The following is an 18,513-nucleotide window of genomic DNA, read 5'->3' on the forward strand; positions in this document are numbered from 1 at the left end:
CTTCACCACGAGCGAGAGCTCAACAGGTCGGCCCGCATTCACCTGTTCAGCAATGCTGCACACCTCACTCCCGGGCAGGTGCTGGAGCCGCAGGGCGACGTCATTACGGCCCTGCAAGAAGGCGTGATCCTCACGCTGGTGACCTTCCGTGGCGCCCGTGATTCCCGTCTGCATGTGTCGGTCTGGGGCCAGCCTTATACCGAGCGTTACTGCTTCCGTCCGGTAGAGATCCCTCGCCCGGTCATCCCGGGTACGCTTCCGGCCCGGATCGAAAGTCGCGAAAAAAATGATACCTACGCACACCTGGACGAGCAGGGGCGCTATCGGGTGAAACTGGACTTCGACCGGGAGGGGACGGAATCCGGTTACGGTTACCTGTGGCTGCGGATGGCGAAGCCTTATGCCGGTGAAACGCTGGGCTGGCATACGCCGCTCATCGATGGCACCGAAGTGGCGATTGCGTACAGCAATGGTGATATTGACCTGCCGTACATCGCTTATGCGCTACACGACTCCGAACATCCCGACCTCGTGAACCGGGACAATCACACGCGCAACGTGCTGCGCACCCCGGCGAACAACAAGCTGCGGATGGAAGACAAACGCGGTGAGGAGCACATCAAACTCGCCACGGAATACGGCAAGACGCAGCTCAACAGCGGGCACATGGTGGACAGCAAGGGGCAGCTTCGCGGTAAAGGCACAGAGCTGCGTACCGATGAGTGGGGAACGCTGAGAGCAGGGAAGGGACTCTTTGTCGCTGCGGATACGCAGGCGAAAGCGCAGGGCGAGGCCCTGGACATGGATGCAGCGCTGAAGGAAATCGACAGGCTTAATCAGCAACTGCAACAGCTGGAAATGGCCGCAGAAAAAGCGCAGGCGCTGAAGGGGGATGTCGACAGCCAAATACAGATGTTTGAGCAGCGGCTGAAACCGCTCAATGAAGCGGTGCTTTTCTCGGCGCCGGAAGGCATGGCCCTGACCAGTGGTGAAGATATGCAGCTGGCAGCAGGCCGGAACCTGGCGGTTAACGCCGGGGGCGATATCAGCGTCGGAACGATGGGCAATCTTACCACGCTGGCCGGAGAGAAACTGGGGCTCTTTGCCCGCACTGGTCAACTTAGCCTGAAATCCGGAGAAGGGCCAGTGGATGTCCAGGCGCAAAACGCCAGTATGCGGTTGTTCGCTGAGAAGAAGCTGACGCTGAGCTCAGCGAGTGACATCTCCTTTGTCGGGAAAAAACGTATCACGCTGATCGGCGGCGGAAGCTATCTGCGACTTGAGGCCGGAAAGGTCGAGTATGGTACGACAGCGTCGTATATACGCAAGGTGAAGCGGACTATGTTTGCTGGTGCAACCGATCTACCAATTGAGTCAATGAAGCAGATGACAATGATCACTCAGTATTATGACAGAACGTTAAGTTTCTCTTCAAATGTCAACTATCGAGTTGAAACAGTGGATGGAGAGGAATTACTTTCTGGCTCCGGCACAGATGGGTATATAGACAAGAGTGATAGTGAATCTGAGTACTGGGTCTTTGTGAGCTGAGTGATAATTCAATGAAAAAAATAAATATTGAAATCGATGGGAAATCATATTTAATCGTTACAAAAGATGGGAAGGCAGAACTAGGAATAAAAGGTAACACCACTCCTGAAAAAGATGAAGAAGCTCATGAAATTGAAGTGCCAAATATTTTAATAATCACAAGGAAAAATGCTGATGTTTTGTTCATTTTGAGAGGGTGCGAAAAAGATTCTTTTAGAATTATGACAGCTCAGGAACTGTATGATAAATTTAAATATCAATGGTTTGAACCGTTAGCCGATAACTACCGTGAGTTACTGTATGTGAACAATGCAGATTATATCTTGGATGCATACAAAATATTTTCCTGGGATGATATTGCCAAATTTGCATTAGTTGATAGAGCGTTGATGTCTTATCGGACCGAAGGGAGTGGGGACTGGAAAAATGTTTCTAATGGAGGAAATAGATACCTGTTGTCACTTATCGATAATATTCCATATTGGACTGATGCGGTAGGCCAGATTCCATTCGCAGTTGGTACCTATCGAACTTTCCACACGGTAAAAGCAACAGTTGAAACAGGAATGACATGGGCTACGGGAGGACCGTTGGATGCATTAATGCAGAAATCGGATTCAACTAATGAGTATGATAATTTCTTCGTACTTCGAGGGGCGTTGTATGCTAGCAAAAAATTCACATATAGTGTTAACCCTACTGGAAAAACCTATCCAGCCGTTGAAGTTATAGAATCATCGGTTGATATAAGTGCTAAAATGTTAGGGAAAAGCATAACTAAAGAGGAGTTAGAACGATATGGCATTTGGAATAAATAGTAAATCCCCTTTAAAAATATGTTTCTTCATTTGCTCGGCAATTATAATGATGGGGTCGTATTCTTTAGCCTCACTTGCATACAAAAGCTTATTTTTCATATCCTCTCACAAAAGCGTAGGAATGATTTTTATATCATTCTTTTTTATATTTGTCGCATCACCAATTTTGTTGCTTTCTTTTTTTTCTTCAATAAGAGTAAGTGTGGTAATATTTTCATTGGGAATCGTGTATTTATTTTATGAGTGGTTCTCAGTACATCCTCTTCGTGTTACTCTTATGGGGTGCTGTTTTTCACTTGGATATTTTTTTGCAGTGAAAATGAATAAACACTTCACTCATTAGACAAAGATTAAGCCAATTAAGCCAATTAAGCCAATAAAGCCATGAAAATAAAAATAGCCATCACTTGATATGGACCATTTACCAGTAGCTAGCCCGAGAAGGCGTATTGATCTTCATAGAGAAAAAAGTGAATGACAACTTCATATAAACAGCTTAGTGATTATACTGAATGCGAGTTTATCCAATTCGTAACCGACATTGTTGAAGTCAATTCAAATTCAGAGGAAGAACATCACGCTTTGGTATCAAAGTTCGAAGAGCTGGTTCAACATCCAAGGGGTAACGGCCTTATTTATTATCCAGAAGACGGTGAGGACGATTCCCCTGAGGGAATTGTCCAGGCGATCAAAATATGGAGAAAATCAAAAGGGCTCCCATTATTCAAAGACTCATAATTCAACAACATTAGGTATGCTCTTTGGCTGCGAGATAGCAGCCCCATATATTAATTATTAATCAACGATAAAACTTATATTACGGGAGGCCTTGTGGAATTCAAAATGCGCTTTGAAGATTATACTGAAAATGAGTATAAAAATTTCTTGCAAGATATTTTTAAAGCAAACACCGAGCCTGATGATGATAAGCTAGACGAGCTGCTTGAGCATTTTGAAAAAATCACCAGTCATCCCGATGGACCAGACTTGATATACCACACTATAGATGAGGAAGACTGCAATCCAGAGGGAATAACTAAGGTAGTGAAAGCATGGAGAAAATCTCAAGACCTCCCGCTTTTTAAAAACTCTGAAGCTGATTCGTGAGGTCTAAATGCCAGATAGAAAATCACCATCTTTATACGAAATTCTTACGGGCAACTTTACAGGGGATCTTCCCCTTGAAGTTGTAAGCGAAGAAGACCAGGTCATTTTATCAGTAATGGATAACATCCAGCGTATATTGAACGCCCGGGCCGGTACCATTTCCCATCTACCCGATTATGGTTTGCCCGATATGACCAAAATTCTGCAGGGCATGCCGGGTACTGCTCACGAGCTGATCGATACGCTGGCCGGTGTCCTGCTCAGATATGAGCCGCGTCTGAAAAAAATCAGCGTGGTCCTGCTGGAGCAGAACGCCCCCGGTGAACTGCGCTACGCGATTGATGCTGAACTTAAAGGTGTCGGTCTGGTGCGCTACGGCACTGAATTTATGCCCGAAGGTCGCGTCCTGCTGCGACACCTGAAGAGTCAGCAGTATCTGGACTCAGCAACCCGTCTCTGAGGTCAGATAACACATGTCACTAAAATTACAGTTTCTCGATAAATTGCAGACCAGACAGTCTGCACCGGCTTCATCTGTCAGTAAGAGTCAGGCCGATATCGCAGAGTTTCACCTGAGAATGACGCTGCTTCAGGAGCAGATAGACGCGTGGCTCGACGGTATCGGCCTGAAGGTGGGGACGTTCAGCGTCTGCGTTACGGAGCTGCTGGCGGAGGGCGGAGCATTTTATATTGACGGCATCGTTCTGCGCGTCGACGACCGGGCGGTAAAGTTTACACCGGTATTTTTGTACGGCCAGAGCGTGGTCGGACGTGTGGACGTGACCCTTCACGCAGAAGGGTGCATCACTTCAGTGGGGCGTTTATTCATGCAGGCAGGTCAGCTTAACGACTGGCGACTGACTCAGCCAGGGGCACCGGCCATGCCGGGAGAGCATTTTGACGAAGGCGCATTTTTTGGCCTGATTTTATCGCTGCTGCCATAGCGGACCTGCAGAACCCGCAAACCCGCGCGAAGCCGCTTAACCAGAAAACAACGTCCGTCATTCTGATATGGATATTCAGCTGTGAATAACATGACTCCCCGTAAAATCAAAACCGGTGGCGACCCCAGGGCGCTGCCGGATTATGCCGCCCTGCGCGATGAGCTGAGCAAACTGACGCATCCGGCGCGTCCGGATGTGAACTGGCGATATGCCGAAAAACTCTGCCTCTCACTGTTTGAGCAGAACGGCGTGGAGCTGCAGACGGCAGCCTGGTATACCCTTGCCCGTATGCAACTGGCCGGCCTGTCCGGCCTCAATGAGGGGCTGGCAATACTGGAAGCACTGATAAGCCATCAGTGGGGGACGCTCTGGCCGCAGCCGGTGCATGCCCGCATGGAAATCCTCAGCAGCCTGAGCCTGCGCCTGCAGCAGCGGATGCGCACGCTGGCGCTGAATTACGGCGACCTCAGCCAGCTGTACCGGGCGGAACAGCTGCTTGGCCGTCTGGGTACGGTACTGCAGCGCCTGGAGCTTAAGCATCTGAGCCAGCTGGATGTGCTGCGTACCCTGATGCACAACAGCGCCGTCCGGCTGGAAAACAGCGATGGCACCGGCGCGAACATTCAGCCCGGCATCGTGTTGCCTTCCACTATGATGAATGGTTCGACCGCATCCACGAGGGACCTTGCTGGTGGTCCGGATGACGATTTCAGGGGGCCAGGCAGTGCAGTGAAGTGGGTATATGTCGCGCAACCGGAACCGCAGCCAAATGTGGAAGTGCTGTTGACAAAGCCTGCTCCGGTTAAAAAATGGAAATCCTTCGCGGGCGGGATGTGTACCATGCTGCTGATAAGCGCAGCTGCCGCATTCGGCTGGCAGTATCTTCACCGTTCCGACCCGCTACAGATTCAGTTTGCCGCCTCCCTGGCACCGTTACCGGCCGTGCTCACGCCTGAGCAACTGGCCATTCTGCAACAGCGGTCATCGTTACCAGCACAGGTAATCGCTCAGACACAGCAGCAGCTGGCCAGGCTGGAAAAATTACCTCCCGACTGGAATATCGCCTATGGCAGAAAACTCGCTGAACAGGCACGGACGCTGTGGCCGGAGCAGGCTAAGCCTCTGGTACAACAGTGGGAACAGCAGCTCAGTAGCGCCTTGCTGCCAGCGGAACAGCTGAACGGCTGGCATCAGGGAATGACAATCCTGCAAAAACTGAGCGACAGGCTGAACGGGCTGGATGAGCAGAAAGGGAAATACATGACGGTCAGCGAGCTCAAATCACAGGTTTTTGCTGCTACACAGGCATTCGGTAAAACGGTACCGGTTGAAGAACAGCTGCGGCAAATGAGCATTCCGGGTCTTTCACAGACAATCCCGGCCGCGCAAAAGATGCAGACAGAACTGCATCTTAAGCAGTTAATCACGCGGTATTCCGCCGTAACAGAACGCCAGTAACCGTCCTTACGCGTATTTTCGGAGTTTCAATGGATGAGAACGAGCTTCACAGAAATCACTGGTGCGAATGGTCAGCTGCAGACCTCACTTTTCTGGAGGTCAACTACCGTACCATGCCCCTGCCTGAGCTTGCCCGCATTCTGGGGCGAACGCCCGGCTCCGTTCGCCTGATGGCTCATAAACTGGCCTGTCAGGAAAAGGCATCGCCACGATGGACCGCAGAAGAAGACGATATCATTCGTCAGCACTATGCTTCAGGCGCAGGCGCTGCATTCATTGCGACGCTTCTTAAAGACAGAACGTCTTCGGCTGTCTTTACCCGGGCCGATACGCTGGGAGTGACCAGCGGCAGGTACTGGCGGGAGGAGGAGCGTCGAATTCTGAAGGAACACTATCCTGCTATCGGTTCCGGGGGGCTTAATCTGCTGCCAGGCAGAACCCCTGAGGCTATCAAAATAATTGCGGGAAGAATGGGGCTTCGTAAATCAAGCAGCAGCCGCGAGGGGTTTCGTCCGTGGAGCGACGCAGAGTGGAGGCTGCTGGAGGAAAACATTCATCTCAGCATTGCTGAGCAGCAGGCAACACTGTTTCCGGACAGAACAAAACGAGCAGTGGAGAAGGCCCGCGAGCGATTACTCAAAAAAAAACGGGCTCTTTGCCGCGAGCTTAAGGCGTGATGCGTTAGCCAGTTGTCTTTAGTGCCGGATAACGCCAGGCGAACCGTGCTGTCGGCCACAGGCAACGCCTCAACTTTGTGGTGAGCATTTTCCCGTAACGTCGATGCCAGACCATGCCCGCCCGGAGCGGAATACGCAATAACGGCCTGCTGAGAGGCATCGTTAATTTAAATCCCACTTTAAGCAATAACGATATTTCGCTTATATCCACCCCGCATCATAAATTCCCGGCGCGGTTCGTAACATTCGAAATTCGCAAGTGAGAAATAAAATCAAAAAATAAATAGCAAAGAAATGCTGTGAGCAACTTTATATTTTAATTAGGGAGGGTCTGGTGCGTCAAGAAATCATAAGACCATGCCGGCATTGTGGGGCGCTTATTTCAACTGATGCCACACGGTGTGGGCACTGTAAAGTCATAAGCCCCTTTTCCGGACGATGGGGTCGATATTTACTGCCGTGGATACTGAGTGCCTTATTACTTGCCGGCTTTGTCGTATTTACTTTTTTTTACGGGTGATATATGGCCTGCATATACAGGATGGCGGGAACGTCATTGCCTTAGCTTATTTTCAACCAGCACCCGTTTGGGTGAGATTTTAAAATGGAGTCGTAAATGAAAGAACTGAACATTACAGATGAAGTTGATAAGGCCGGTGAGTGGCTTGTAAAAAACCAGGGGTTATTAACCGAATATGCGGTCAATATTATTTCGGCAACCGTCCTGTTAATTACCGGACTGATACTTGCCCGCCTTGTCAGTGCGGCGCTTGACCGTGTGCTATCACGTCGCGGGATTGACGTGACGGTATCGGGCTTCCTTGCGGTCATGGTCCGCTATGCCATCGTGGTCTTCACGGTCATTGCCGTACTCGGTCGTCTTGGCGTGCAGACCGCGTCGGTCATTGCCGTCATGGGGGCCGCTGGCCTGGCTGTGGGACTTGCCCTGCAGGGTTCGCTGTCAAACTTCGCCGCCGGCGTGCTGCTGGTGACGCTGCGTCCCCTGCGTACCGGTGAGTTTGTGGATGTGGGCGGTGTGGCCGGCACGGTTGACCGGGTGAATATCTTTTCCACCACCCTGCGCACGCCTGACAACAAAATCATTATCGTGCCGAACGGCAAAATCATCGCCGGGGACATTATCAACTTCTCGCGCGAGCCGCGTCGCAGGGTGGATATCACCGTGTCGGTTGCCTGGTCTGCCGATATTGAGCAGGTGAAGCGCGTGGTGAGTAATGTCGTTACGGCCGATAGCCGGATTATCCATGAAAACGGCATCACGGTACGACTGAATGAGATGGCCCCGCCGGCCCTGAACTTCGTGGTGCGCTGCTGGACGGATACCGCCCTTTACTGGGATGTCTGGTTTGACCTGACGGAAGCCATCAAGCGCGGGCTCGACGACAACGGTATTCCTGCACCGCGCCCGCAGATGGATGTCAGCATCAGGAACGCCGGGCAGGAGCCTGCACGATGAGCACGCAAACGCATAACCGCGACCTGCCTCAGACCGTTCTTGGGGTTCTGCTGCTGCTCACGCTGCTGGTCTGCAGCGTCTGGATTATCCGCCCCTTTATACTGAGTGCCGTCTGGGCGGGGGTGATTGTCACCGCAACCTGGCCTCTCTTTCTCTGGCTGCGTCACAGAATGGGGGGGCGACGTCTGCCTGCCATTCTGGTGATGATGCTGTGCCTCTGTGGTCTGGTGTTACTGCCCATGGTGTATGGGATGACGGCATTATCCGCCGCGGTGAAAGGACTTGTTGCCTGGCTGACTCACCCTGAACCCTCAGCCCTGCCGGCTCCTGATGTTCTTTTGCGTATTCCGGTGGCCGGTCATTACCTGTATGAAAAATGGATGATGCTCGTGCAAAGTGACATCTCCGTTATCGCAGGCGCGCTGAAGCCCTGGCTGATAACCGGTGCAAGGCTTGTTACAGGCCAGCTCGCGGGGATGGGGATGCTGCTGGTAAACAGCATCATGATGCTGGCCGTCTGTCTGCTGCTTTATTTCTTCGGGGAACGTGTTGCACAGGGATTTCGTCGTTTTGCCTTCCGTCTGGCCCGCTCGCGTGGTGAGCACGCCGTTGAACTTGCAGGAAAAACCATCCAGGCGGTGGCGACCGGCGTGGTGCTGACGGCTGTGCTTCAGTCCGTTTTTGCGGGTATCGGCCTGTTTGTCTGCGGCGTGCCGGCGGCCGCCATGCTGGCGATGCTGATTTTTGTCCTGTGCCTGGTCCAGCTCGGGCCGGTGATTGTCATGCTGCCGGCCGTGGCCTGGCTCTTCTGGAGCGGCGAGAACGGTGCAGGCAGTCTGTTGCTGGCCTGGACAGTGGTGGCCGGCGGGATGGATAACATCATCAAACCGCTGCTGATGAACCGGGGCAGCGACACATCGCTGCTCCTGATTATGGCCGGAGTGACGGGCGGCCTGCTGGCGTGGGGGGTTATTGGTCTGTTTATCGGCCCTGTTTTGCTGGCCGTATCCTGGCGTCTGATTGCCGGCTGGGTGAATGAAGAATCGGTTTCACACCATGAATCAAAGGAAATGAAGCAATGAACAAAAAAATAGCGTGTGCGTTTGTGTTACTGGGGGCGCTGTTACCTGCCGTATCCGCCGTGGCAATGGATAAAACAGCAACCGGTGCTGTTGTCGGCGCAACCGTCGGCGCTGCTGCCGGGAAGGATGTGAAATCAGCCGTCGGGGGCGCGGTTGTCGGTGCAGGCACCGGAACAATGACCAGAGGCGGTGACACAGGCAAGGCAGCCCGACAGGGCGGTGCGGCAGGCGCAGCTACCGGTGCAGTCGTGGCGGCCGCAACGGGTAAAAGCGTGGTGAAAGGTGCGGTCACGGGGGCGGGCGCAGGTGGACTGGCCGGCGAGGCCCTGCACTGATAAATGACACAGGGCAGCGAACATACTGCCCTTTCTGCAGATCGCGTGGACTGGCGGCACGATTTCTGGCTGCTTAGTAAAAGGTCTTTTTAAGGCAGAACAGAAAAAGGTTCCGGGCTTATGCGCCATCACATCAACCCGTACAGGTAAATTTATGCCCCCCTCACTCGCGGAGGTTATCCATCTGATCCGCAGTCGCTGCGACAGTGCCCCGGGTTTTATTACGACAGAAACCCGGGTTGTTTCAGGTCTGGGATTCTGCAGTGATGACATGGAGGAGCTGCTTCACGAAGCGGAATGGCGTTTTGGCGTCAGATTTCCATCTGATGAAAATGCCCTGCGGGAGCTCTTTTCCCTCAGGCCACATGAATACCTTTTGACTCCGCAGGAGAGCCTGCCGCTCTCACCCGCATGGGTGTTGTGGCGGTTGCGGGGCGCGCCTTTGCCGGTGCAGGCAGATATCAGCGTGGGGGATTTTTTCCGGGGACTCACCGCGCTGTGTCTGAAGGGCGGCGAAATGTAGTCTTGTCTGTGGCAAACCATGGCAACTGACACGGAGCCACAGCAACGAGTTACCGGCGGTGCAAATGCATCCTGAAGAGCGGTACCAAATCGCGAATACCGACGAGGGGAAGATCGTGCCCGACCAGAATGCCATTTTGCAGGTGCACTGATGCGCTGTCGGTTACACCAGTTTCAATCCTGTATTAACCGGTCTGCATTTGCGCACGGCGATCGTTCTCATATATGGCGATTGTGCGCCCCGGTATTGTGTTATGGAGTTTTCATGTTTTTGCAGCTGATATGGCTTGCGGCGCTGATGTCACTCATGGTGGTTATTCATACGCTCTGGAGTCTGCATATTCTGAGGCTTGTGCCCGGGAAAGTCACAGACACAGTCAGGCTGGTGATGATACTGGTTCGCATCTGTGTTTCGATGCTGATGATCCATTTTATCGAGGCGGCGTGTTTTGCTCTCTTTTATTACTGGCGCTCAGGCTTCAGCGATGTGGCAACCGCCCTGTATTTTTCGCTGGCAAGTTACGCGACGGTGGGCTACGGCGACGTATTGCTGCCTGCCCATCTTCGCATAACTGGTGCGGCAGAAGGTCTTGTCGGGGTCTTGCTGGCAGGCTGGACGGTCGCACTCCTTTCCCGGGTACTGGCTACCCTACGGCCCGGGTCAAAATAGTTTTTCCATGAATATTTTCTTATCTGAGTGAGTAACCCATGCGTCTGACTTTACCCGCAGCAGAGACTCTGCTGCTTCCCTTCACCTCAGGACAGATAGCGACCTGCCTGCTGTGTGGCTTTGCCGTGGGCCTTGAACGCCAGCTGCGCGGCAAGCCGATTGGCATCAGAACCTCCACGTTAATTGTCCTCGGGAGCTACTGCTTCCTCGCCATGCTGGGTGCTGTTACTGCGGATGCCGCCGACCGGTCGCGAGTGCTGGGCCAGCTGATTACCGGTGTGGGATTTTTAGGGGCCAGCGTCATGATGACGCGCGATGGTATCGTGACGGGGGCAACATCCGCCGCTACGGTCTGGATGATGGCGGCAACGGGTGCAATGACAGGCCTGGGACTCGATCTGCAGGCGCTCATCATGACCGGACTGGTGGTGGGAATACTGGCGGGGGTCGACTACCTTGAGCGCAAAGTCCTGAGTCTCCAGAAGGGCGTGCACAGGCGACATGAGAAAACGACGCTGCCCCGTCAGGGCAGCTAAATTATCCTCTTACCAGATCTGGAAAATCCCCTGAATATGCTCTCAACACGTAACACCTTTCTGGACTTTCTGCGCCTTACTGCCGTTCTGCTGGTAATAACCTCGCATTATGCCTATATGTTTGATAACAGCACTCTGATTACCTTTCCGCGCGAATATCTTACGGGCGGGATTGGCAGGCTCGGCGTTTCGATTTTTTTTATGATATCCGGTGCGCTGGCATATGTTTCCCTGACGCGCTATAGCCTTCGCGAATACTACGTCAGGCGGACCTGTTCGGTCCTCATACCCTACAACATGGTGTATTTTACAGCAGCACTTATACTGCTGGTACTGGGGTTTTACTTCCGCTATCCGGTGAACCCGCTGGAGCAGCTGATGAATGGTGAGAAAAACGTTATCGCGTTTCTTCCCACCCTCGTCGGTATTGACCACTACCTTCATGGCATCTGGGGAGTGGAAACAGCATATCTTACCGGTGAATGGTTCATTGGCTGTATCATTCTGCATTATGCTATTGCACCGCTGGTTTTCCGGATAATGCAGCTGGCGCCGTTGCTGACGATGTCTGCAGCGCTTACTGTCAGCGTTCTGTGCTACGACAGTACACTTGCTAATCCGTACTGGTCAGCTCAGGTGCGCATAAGTGACTTTGCGTTCGGTATGCTGTTTATGCATTTTCTGCCCTGGTTCTGTAAATGGCGGGGCCTGCTTGCCGTGATGGGCATTGCTGTTATTCTTGGCGGATGCGTAATAGCTGACCTTTCACAGAAAACTATCCGGGAAGACCTCTTCCCGCTTGCACCACGCAGCCTGATTTTTTCCGTGGCGTTTCTGTTTATTTTACATGCCTGCTATCCCGTTATTAACCGGGTCTTTATACGTTTCAGGCTTAATAACAACGTATCCGGGCTGGCCTCCAGAGCATACATTATTATGCTTCTCCAGCATGTCGTCATTATCTTTATCAGTGCTAACATCAATATGGCTGAACTGAATGCGACCCAGGCGACGTTGTTCTGGTTGATCGCATTGATAACGACGGAAAGGATCTCGGCGGTACTTAAAGCTGGTATTGCAATGGCTGAAAAGATTACTGTGAAGTATGTTCTCAAAAAAATTTAAAATGAAAGTTGCAATGCACTCAAATTTTTATACGCAGGTCGGCAGATACAGATAATGAAGGAGGAATATGTCATCAGAAATTAATGGCCTGCATTCCGGCACGATGTACAATATCAGCATGGCCATTCACGAACTGCTTGACTGGATAGATAAGAATATCCATCAGCCGCTGTCGGTAAAGGATATTGTCAGGAGGTCTGGCTACTCAACATTTTATCTGCAGCATATGTTCACATCTGTCACCGGCGAGCCGATTGCCCGTTATATTCGTCGAAGAAAGCTGGGCGCGGCGGCCCGCTTACTGCGTGAAAATGATGCTGGCATATCAGATATCGCCTTCGGACTGGGTTTTGAAGATATCTCAACTTTTTATCGTTGCTTCAGAAGAGAATTTGGTCTTTCACCCGGTGAATACCGCAAACGCTGGATAAAGCCTTCTGACCTTATCATTTCCCGGGGGAAAGAATTGAGTAACTTATGAGTCGGATGCTGGCCGAAAGAAAAATCCTGAATAACCTGTGGTTATTTATCAGTGGCGAATACATTAAAATTCAATTTATTATATTCTTGATGCAGCTAAGGAACACGTTTGGGGATTAAAATATGAATGAACGTATATATTTCGATTGTCTTGTTTTAGGTGGCGAGCATGATGTAACGGTGTTACAATGGTCCTTTAACTAATTGTCTTGAAGTTAACTCAATATACGCACCCATGGCGAAGTATTGCTCCCCTCATATTCCATCTGAAGTTCTTGTACAAAAAAAGATAAGTTACAAGGTACGCCATTATCATCGTTATGATGGTAAATGTTTTCTGATAGCAACGAATGAAAATCCGGAAGATGATGAAATCGAACAGGCTATAACAAAAATGCAGCCCCGACCCGTTAACTTAGCTATTTGAGATGCTTTATTTTTATCCTCGATGCCAGGTGATAGTGTTTTATTGAGCGGCGAGCCTGTGCGGATTTCAAAGATTAGTCGGAATTAAAGTTGGAAATTAATTAAGTTATTGATGTCTGAAACATTATTAATAATGTTCAGGAGGTATCTAATGAGAATTTTTAATTATTACTTGAAGTGATTGAAAGACTTCATTCTGAAAAAAAAACACATTTAGATAATATCAATTACAGGAGAGATGTGAATGAATGGTTTAACATTCTGAATCAGTGCCATACCCATAAAAACTATGAGCTTAAGGCAGTAATGTTCCTGGGACTTATACATCTCTTTTGTGAGTAGAAGCGAAAAGAGAATTTTGATGAGTCTCGATTGATTCACTTGCTAAGATAAATGTTCAAAATGGGAATTAAAACACAAGGGGCTCATCATGCTCCCTTGATCTAGATCATTTTAGTTTTTTTTCTTTTTTTATTTTTGATATAAAAGCAATCCAGTAATACACGTTGCATGCCTCGAATATTCCAGCTAACTTGAAAATCATCTTTATTTGCGTTTAAGAACTATCAAAAAAGGCGGTATTCTTTTTTGAAATTTCATTTATTAAAATGAAGGATATGCGAAATGACAGATAGTGATGTTGTTGTACTGGATGCATGCCGAACGGCAATTGGCGCGTTATGTGGTTCCCTTGCCGATACCCCGGCATCAGTCATGGGGGGGAACTTATTAAAGCGATGCTGGAAAGACATGATATTCCGGCGTCAGAAATTGATGAAGTGATTATTGGTCAGGCGCTGACCGCCGGATGTGGTCAGAATCCTGCCCGCCAAAGCGCGCTTCATGCTGGTGTACCGGAGAGAATTCCTGCGTTTACGGTTAATAAAGTGTGTGGTTCAGGACTCAAAGCTATCCAGCTTGCCTGCCTGGCAATCAGAAACGGTGACGCAGACCTTATTATTGCCGGTGGTCAGGAGAATATGAGTCAGGCTCCTCTTTTATTACTCAACCACCGTGACATGCACAAAATGGGCGACCGTGCTCTGAAAGATTCCATGCTTTTTGATGGACTGACAGATGCATTTTACTCTTTTCACATGGGGGAAACTGCTGAAAGAATTTCAAGAGCTTTTGACATCTCACACGAAGAGCAGGATTTATTTGCATTACACTCCCAAATGAAAGCGCACCGCTCTATAGAGGCAGGTCTGTTCAGTGATGAAATCATTCCCCTCAGCATTAAGAAAAAGGGAAAAATTTACTTTTCAGTCACGATGAATTTCCCAGGTCTGAAACCACCATTGAAAAACTTGCTTCACTTCAGCCCGCCTTTCAGAAAAATGGCACCGTTACCGCAGGTAATTCATCTGGCGTTAACGATGGTGCCGCAATGATTATTCTGGCCAGTGCCGGAAAAGCCCGTGAGCTGGGTGTGACGCCTTTATGTACTCTTAAACATATCGCCAGTGCCGGCGTTTCGCCGGCGCTGATGGGAACCGGTCCCGTTCCGGCATCCCGTAAAGCACTTGAGATGACTGGCTGGTCGGTTAACGAACTTGACGTGATTGAATCCAACGAAGCGTTTTCTGCTCAGACAATTTATGTCAATAAAGAGATGGGATGGGATTGCGAAAAAGTCAATGTTAATGGTGGGGCTATTGCACTGGGACATCCCATAGGGGCATCGGGTGCCCGGATATTCGTCTCGCTTTTATATGAGATGAGAAGACGGAGAGCCTGTAAGGGACTGGCGACGCTTTGTGCTGGCGGAGGTATGGGTATCGCTGCCACGGTGCAAATGGATAATTAATTATAACAGGATGAAGTATGCTGAAAAGTTTAAATGCGTTCGTCGACATTGCTTTAATGTCTGAGCCAAAAAAAATTGCCATCGCTGCGGCCGAGGATATGAGTACTCTCGTGGCAATGAAAAAAATCGTGGAGCTGAATATTGCAACGCCGGTCTTTTTTGGAAATGAAAAACAAATAAAAGAGATATGTAGTTCTCTTGATTTCGACATCAGCTCATTTGAAATACACGATTTAAACGATAAGCCAAAAGCCTCTCAGGCTGCAGTCAGCTGCATACGTGAGGGAAAAGCCGATGTGCTGGCAAGAGGAGCCATTGAAACGCCAGATTATTTACGGCCTGTCCTGAACAGAGACACCGGACTGAAGCAAAGCAAGCTGATTTCTCAGGCCGCTTTTGTCGAAATTAGAGCCTATCTCAATAGGACTTTATTCCAGACAATAAGAGCCTATCTCAATAGGACTTTATTCCAGACAATAAGACCACAGGCAAAATGCAACATGGCCTCGTAATTTTCAGTCTTCTTTTCCCATCGTGTCAGAACCCGGCGAAAGCGATTCATCCAGCTATGAGTTCTTTCGACAACCCAGCGATGGGCTTTGAAGTCCGTGTTTTTACTGGCATCTGACTCTTCTTTACGGGACTGGATATGCGGCTCGTAGCGGCGGCTCTGCAGATATGTTTTCAGCCAGCCTGCATCGTAACCTTTGTCCAGGCAGAGTCTGAGTTTTTGCCCCGGACGACCCGTCTGAAGGGCATCGAGCGTATCCGCAACCAGTTTGATGTCGTGCGTGTTCGCTGCTGAGACAACCAGCGACAGAGGAAGCCCGCAGGCGTCCGTCAAAAGGCTGCGCTTTACGCCTTGTTTCCCTCTGTCAGTGGGGTTACGGCCTGTTTTTTTGTTCCTGACAGCGGCGATTTGGTCATACAGCCGTCCATTGACAGCCAGGACCAGTCAATGCTGTCCAGATGCCCGCAGGCAAGCAAACCGTTCTGCCAGAAGCGCTCGAAGACTCCGGCATCGCGCCATTCCTGAAAGCGCCGGTGTGCAGAACTCGATGAACATATCCCGGTGGCGTTCAGGGCGTTCCACTGGCAACCGGTCCTGAGGACGAAGAATATGGCGTCCATGGCAGCGCGGTTATCAACGCGTTTCCGGTGCGTACCGAGTGGATGGCAGGTTTTGTGCTCAGGGGGCAAGCGGTGCCATTTTTTCCCAAAGTTCATCGCTGATCCGCCATTTGCTGCCTGTCATCTTTTCACCTTCAGAAATTATCAGTTACGACATTCTGACAATCCCTTCTGGGATAGGTTCTAAATCTCAGTGAATGAGAGCAGAGCTTTTGAAAATGGATTGATTAAAATGAAATTTGAAGTGACTAACACATAGTAGTTGGAATAGACGGAGGATATTCAAATGATTTATCAGTGTGATACGTGTAGCAGAACTACGTTTGAAATTAGTTGTCCATGGTGTAACGGTATTTTTACCTTTAAAAACGTCTGCATGGGGTTCAGCATCATCGAACTCACAAGCAGCAGATATACAACGAATGACACCTTTGAATCCTTCGTTTTATCCTGAGTTTCAGTATCGCTCAAAGGGGGTGCTGAAAGATCTGTTCGGAAAAAAGAAAGAACAAAATCAGCTTAATCAGTTGCTTGAGAATGTTCTCGAAAAATACACCAGTTTAAAAGATCCATATTTTACTAACTTCATTCACACTTCCAGATTTTCACATAAAAATAAATCGGAAGCAGATTTCTCAACAGATAATGGTATATACTCCGAATTACAACTTTTCCGTGAGGTATTGGTCAGGAAAGGGTTCAATGAGCTTGAGGAATTACCTGAGCTATTAGATAAATTGCTCCTTACCACGTCATTTAGCGCTCTTTATTATGGTTTCGCTAAGGAAGTTAAACGGCATATTAAATCTACACTTACTGAATCCCTTAAGTCATGGATTGAGGAAGCTGGTACCACTTTTCGGGCAGATCTTTCATTATTTCTATTCTATATATGGAGCAATAAGATAGAGTTCTCATCAGTAGAATTCAATGAAAAATCGGATGCCACACCTGGTATCCCTTTGGTTTTATTTGATGAAGTTAAAAAATACTTGGCTGTGTGCGAACGTATTTATTTTGATATTCTGGTTGATAGATTAGCTACACGGCTTGAGCATTTTAACCCTAATAAATTCGTCACCATGTATTTAGTCGATGCAATGGACGGTTTCCAGTTCGAAGATTTCCTTGTAGAAATATTCCAGACTATGGGTTATGACGTCAAAGAAACCAAGAGAACGCAAGATCAGGGGGCTGATCTTTTCGTCACTCGATTTGGTAAGGATATGGTTATTCAGGCGAAAAATTATTCTGGTTCTGTAGGTAACTCGGCGGTGCAGCAGGTGATCTCTGCTAAAATGTTCTATGGTTGTGATGAAGCGATGGTTGTGACTAATTCCTACTTCACACGTTCTGCCAAACAGTTAGCTGAATCAGCCTTGGTACGTCTGATCGACAGGGATGAACTGCAAAAGTATCTGGATGATTACAATCAGAAGATAATCGAAGATTTCCAGTCAAACTCGTAAATTTGCAGCCCGGCGTTTTTCAAGACAGTTGTCGTTTTTTATGCTGCCCGGCTCCTGTACCGGCACAGGGATATTGTCGGTATGCACTTTCCCCGGCATCAGCACATACTGGCGCAGCAGCTCCCAGAGCGGCTCCAACAGTTCGCTTACCGCACCGCACCAACGCCCCAGCGTTGCACGACTCAGCTCCACACCCTGACGGAGGTATATCTCCGACTGGCGATAGTGAGGCGTATGTTCTGCGAACTTCGCCGTGACGATGCGTGCCAGCAGACTGGGGCCAGCGCAGCTGCGTTCGATGGGTTTTGACGGCATGGAAGCTTGAACGATGTGGTCACACCGGCAGCAGACCAGTTTTGGCCGCTGTGTTTCGATAACCTTAAAAGCGCTGATGATAAGCTCCAACTGTTCGGAGACATCACAGCCGAGCGGACTAAGGTGCGTATTCCGCTCTGATCGATCCCCCAGTGGCAGGAGAGCTGGCAGCACGGGTTGAGAGTATTCGGCGGTCACAACAGGAACAATATCGTCACGGATAATGTTCGGTGCCTGAGGCTCATCAGATGGCGCATCAACCAGATGACGATAGCGCTGACGCCAGGTGAAAAGCAGGTTGTCATAAATCCCGTTCTGGCGGGCAAGTTGTGCCACACAGGCACCGGGTTGAAGTGATCGCTGAACCAGGTCGAGTTTGAACTGTATGGAGTAGGTTGCCCGCTGGCGTGGGGCTGTCGGTTCTGTCATCGCCGTATTAAAGGTTCGTCGACAGACGTCGCTGACGGGGCGCTTACGATCCTGATGAGATTTTTGCAAGTATCCCCCGCGTCTGCGGGAATGAACCGATGTGGCGGATATTCTCGGGTAGAATGCTCGAATCATAGCCAAATGATTTCCA

General features: G+C 49.8%; 17 protein-coding genes and 5 pseudogenes. 19 read left to right on the top strand and 3 right to left on the bottom strand.

Features of this window, described 5'->3' with window-relative positions; genetic code table 11:
- From OVA10_RS05970 to OVA10_RS06055, 18 genes and pseudogenes are all read left to right on the top strand, one after another.
- The coding region (locus OVA10_RS05970; RefSeq protein ID WP_268195605.1) for a DUF2345 domain-containing protein at positions 1-1,551 on the top strand (1,551 nt) is incomplete at its 5' end.
- An 11-nt stretch (positions 1,552-1,562) separates the two neighbouring features.
- A complete protein-coding gene (locus OVA10_RS05975; RefSeq protein WP_268195606.1) occupies positions 1,563-2,369 on the top strand; it encodes a hypothetical protein in 807 nt (268 codons plus the stop codon).
- A gap of 474 nt (positions 2,370-2,843) precedes the next feature.
- Positions 2,844-3,107: a bacteriocin immunity protein gene (locus tag OVA10_RS05980; protein ID WP_268195607.1), complete on the top strand. Its 264-nt coding sequence runs from the start codon at positions 2,844-2,846 to the stop codon at positions 3,105-3,107.
- A 105-nt stretch (positions 3,108-3,212) separates the two neighbouring features.
- The gene (locus tag OVA10_RS05985) at positions 3,213-3,476 is read left to right on the top strand and encodes a bacteriocin immunity protein (protein WP_268195608.1); all 264 of its coding nucleotides are present in this window, start codon (positions 3,213-3,215) and stop codon (positions 3,474-3,476) included.
- 7 nt (positions 3,477-3,483) lie between these two features.
- Complete coding sequence (gene tssE / locus OVA10_RS05990) at positions 3,484-3,936, top strand: type VI secretion system baseplate subunit TssE (RefSeq protein WP_268195609.1); 453 nt, start codon at positions 3,484-3,486, stop codon at positions 3,934-3,936.
- 13 nt (positions 3,937-3,949) lie between these two features.
- The gene (locus OVA10_RS05995; RefSeq protein ID WP_268195610.1) at positions 3,950-4,420 is read left to right on the top strand and encodes a hypothetical protein; all 471 of its coding nucleotides are present in this window, start codon (positions 3,950-3,952) and stop codon (positions 4,418-4,420) included.
- A gap of 81 nt (positions 4,421-4,501) precedes the next feature.
- Complete coding sequence (locus OVA10_RS06000; protein WP_268195611.1) at positions 4,502-5,878, top strand: VasL domain-containing protein; 1,377 nt, start codon at positions 4,502-4,504, stop codon at positions 5,876-5,878.
- A gap of 29 nt (positions 5,879-5,907) precedes the next feature.
- Positions 5,908-6,555 (top strand): hypothetical protein, encoded by a 648-nt coding sequence (locus OVA10_RS06005; RefSeq protein ID WP_268195612.1) that lies wholly within the window; start codon positions 5,908-5,910, stop codon positions 6,553-6,555.
- Positions 6,556-7,171: 616 nt separating this feature from the next.
- Positions 7,172-8,032: a small-conductance mechanosensitive channel MscS gene (gene mscS, locus OVA10_RS06010; protein WP_268195613.1), complete on the top strand. Its 861-nt coding sequence runs from the start codon at positions 7,172-7,174 to the stop codon at positions 8,030-8,032.
- Entirely contained in the window at positions 8,029-9,114 is a 1,086-nt protein-coding gene (ydiK, locus tag OVA10_RS06015; RefSeq protein WP_268195614.1) for an AI-2E family transporter YdiK, read from the top strand. The genes mscS and ydiK overlap by 4 nt, the downstream gene beginning before the upstream one ends.
- On the top strand, positions 9,111-9,449 hold the full coding sequence (locus OVA10_RS06020; RefSeq protein ID WP_268195615.1) for a glycine zipper family protein: 339 nt from the start codon (positions 9,111-9,113) through the stop codon (positions 9,447-9,449). Before ydiK ends, OVA10_RS06020 begins: the two co-directional genes overlap by 4 nt.
- A gap of 154 nt (positions 9,450-9,603) precedes the next feature.
- Entirely contained in the window at positions 9,604-9,972 is a 369-nt protein-coding gene (locus tag OVA10_RS06025; RefSeq protein ID WP_268195616.1) for a hypothetical protein, read from the top strand.
- 264 nt (positions 9,973-10,236) lie between these two features.
- The gene (locus tag OVA10_RS06030) at positions 10,237-10,641 is read left to right on the top strand and encodes an ion channel (protein WP_268195617.1); all 405 of its coding nucleotides are present in this window, start codon (positions 10,237-10,239) and stop codon (positions 10,639-10,641) included.
- Positions 10,642-10,679: 38 nt separating this feature from the next.
- On the top strand, positions 10,680-11,177 hold the full coding sequence (locus OVA10_RS06035; protein WP_268195618.1) for an MgtC/SapB family protein: 498 nt from the start codon (positions 10,680-10,682) through the stop codon (positions 11,175-11,177).
- 36 nt (positions 11,178-11,213) lie between these two features.
- Positions 11,214-12,302: an acyltransferase family protein gene (locus tag OVA10_RS06040; RefSeq protein WP_268195619.1), complete on the top strand. Its 1,089-nt coding sequence runs from the start codon at positions 11,214-11,216 to the stop codon at positions 12,300-12,302.
- 67 nt (positions 12,303-12,369) lie between these two features.
- Complete coding sequence (locus OVA10_RS06045; RefSeq protein WP_268195620.1) at positions 12,370-12,783, top strand: helix-turn-helix domain-containing protein; 414 nt, start codon at positions 12,370-12,372, stop codon at positions 12,781-12,783.
- A gap of 1,049 nt (positions 12,784-13,832) precedes the next feature.
- Positions 13,833-15,018 (top strand): annotated as a pseudogene (locus OVA10_RS06050) (acetyl-CoA C-acetyltransferase).
- Positions 15,019-15,035: 17 nt separating this feature from the next.
- On the top strand, positions 15,036-15,530 hold the full coding sequence (locus OVA10_RS06055) for a phosphate acyltransferase (RefSeq protein WP_268195621.1): 495 nt from the start codon (positions 15,036-15,038) through the stop codon (positions 15,528-15,530).
- Here OVA10_RS06055 and OVA10_RS06060 read toward each other — a convergent pair.
- Positions 15,467-16,273 (bottom strand): annotated as a pseudogene (locus OVA10_RS06060) (IS5 family transposase). The gene OVA10_RS06055 and the pseudogene OVA10_RS06060 sit on opposite strands and share 64 nt — an antisense overlap.
- A 162-nt stretch (positions 16,274-16,435) precedes the next feature.
- On the opposite strand from OVA10_RS06060, the pseudogene OVA10_RS06065 reads away from it, so the two are divergent.
- Positions 16,436-17,618, top strand: a pseudogene (locus OVA10_RS06065) (restriction endonuclease).
- A 36-nt stretch (positions 17,619-17,654) separates the two neighbouring features.
- Here the strand turns inward: OVA10_RS06065 and OVA10_RS06070 are convergent.
- Positions 17,655-18,104: pseudogene (locus OVA10_RS06070) on the bottom strand (IS66 family transposase); the annotation flags it as partial.
- An 81-nt stretch (positions 18,105-18,185) separates the two neighbouring features.
- Positions 18,186-18,497: pseudogene (locus tag OVA10_RS26045) on the bottom strand (transposase); the annotation flags it as partial.
- Positions 18,498-18,513: the final 16 nt, after the last annotated feature.

Source organism: Lelliottia sp. SL45, from assembly GCF_026672535.1.
In the GTDB taxonomy this organism is placed as follows: domain Bacteria; phylum Pseudomonadota; class Gammaproteobacteria; order Enterobacterales; family Enterobacteriaceae; genus Enterobacter; species Enterobacter nimipressuralis.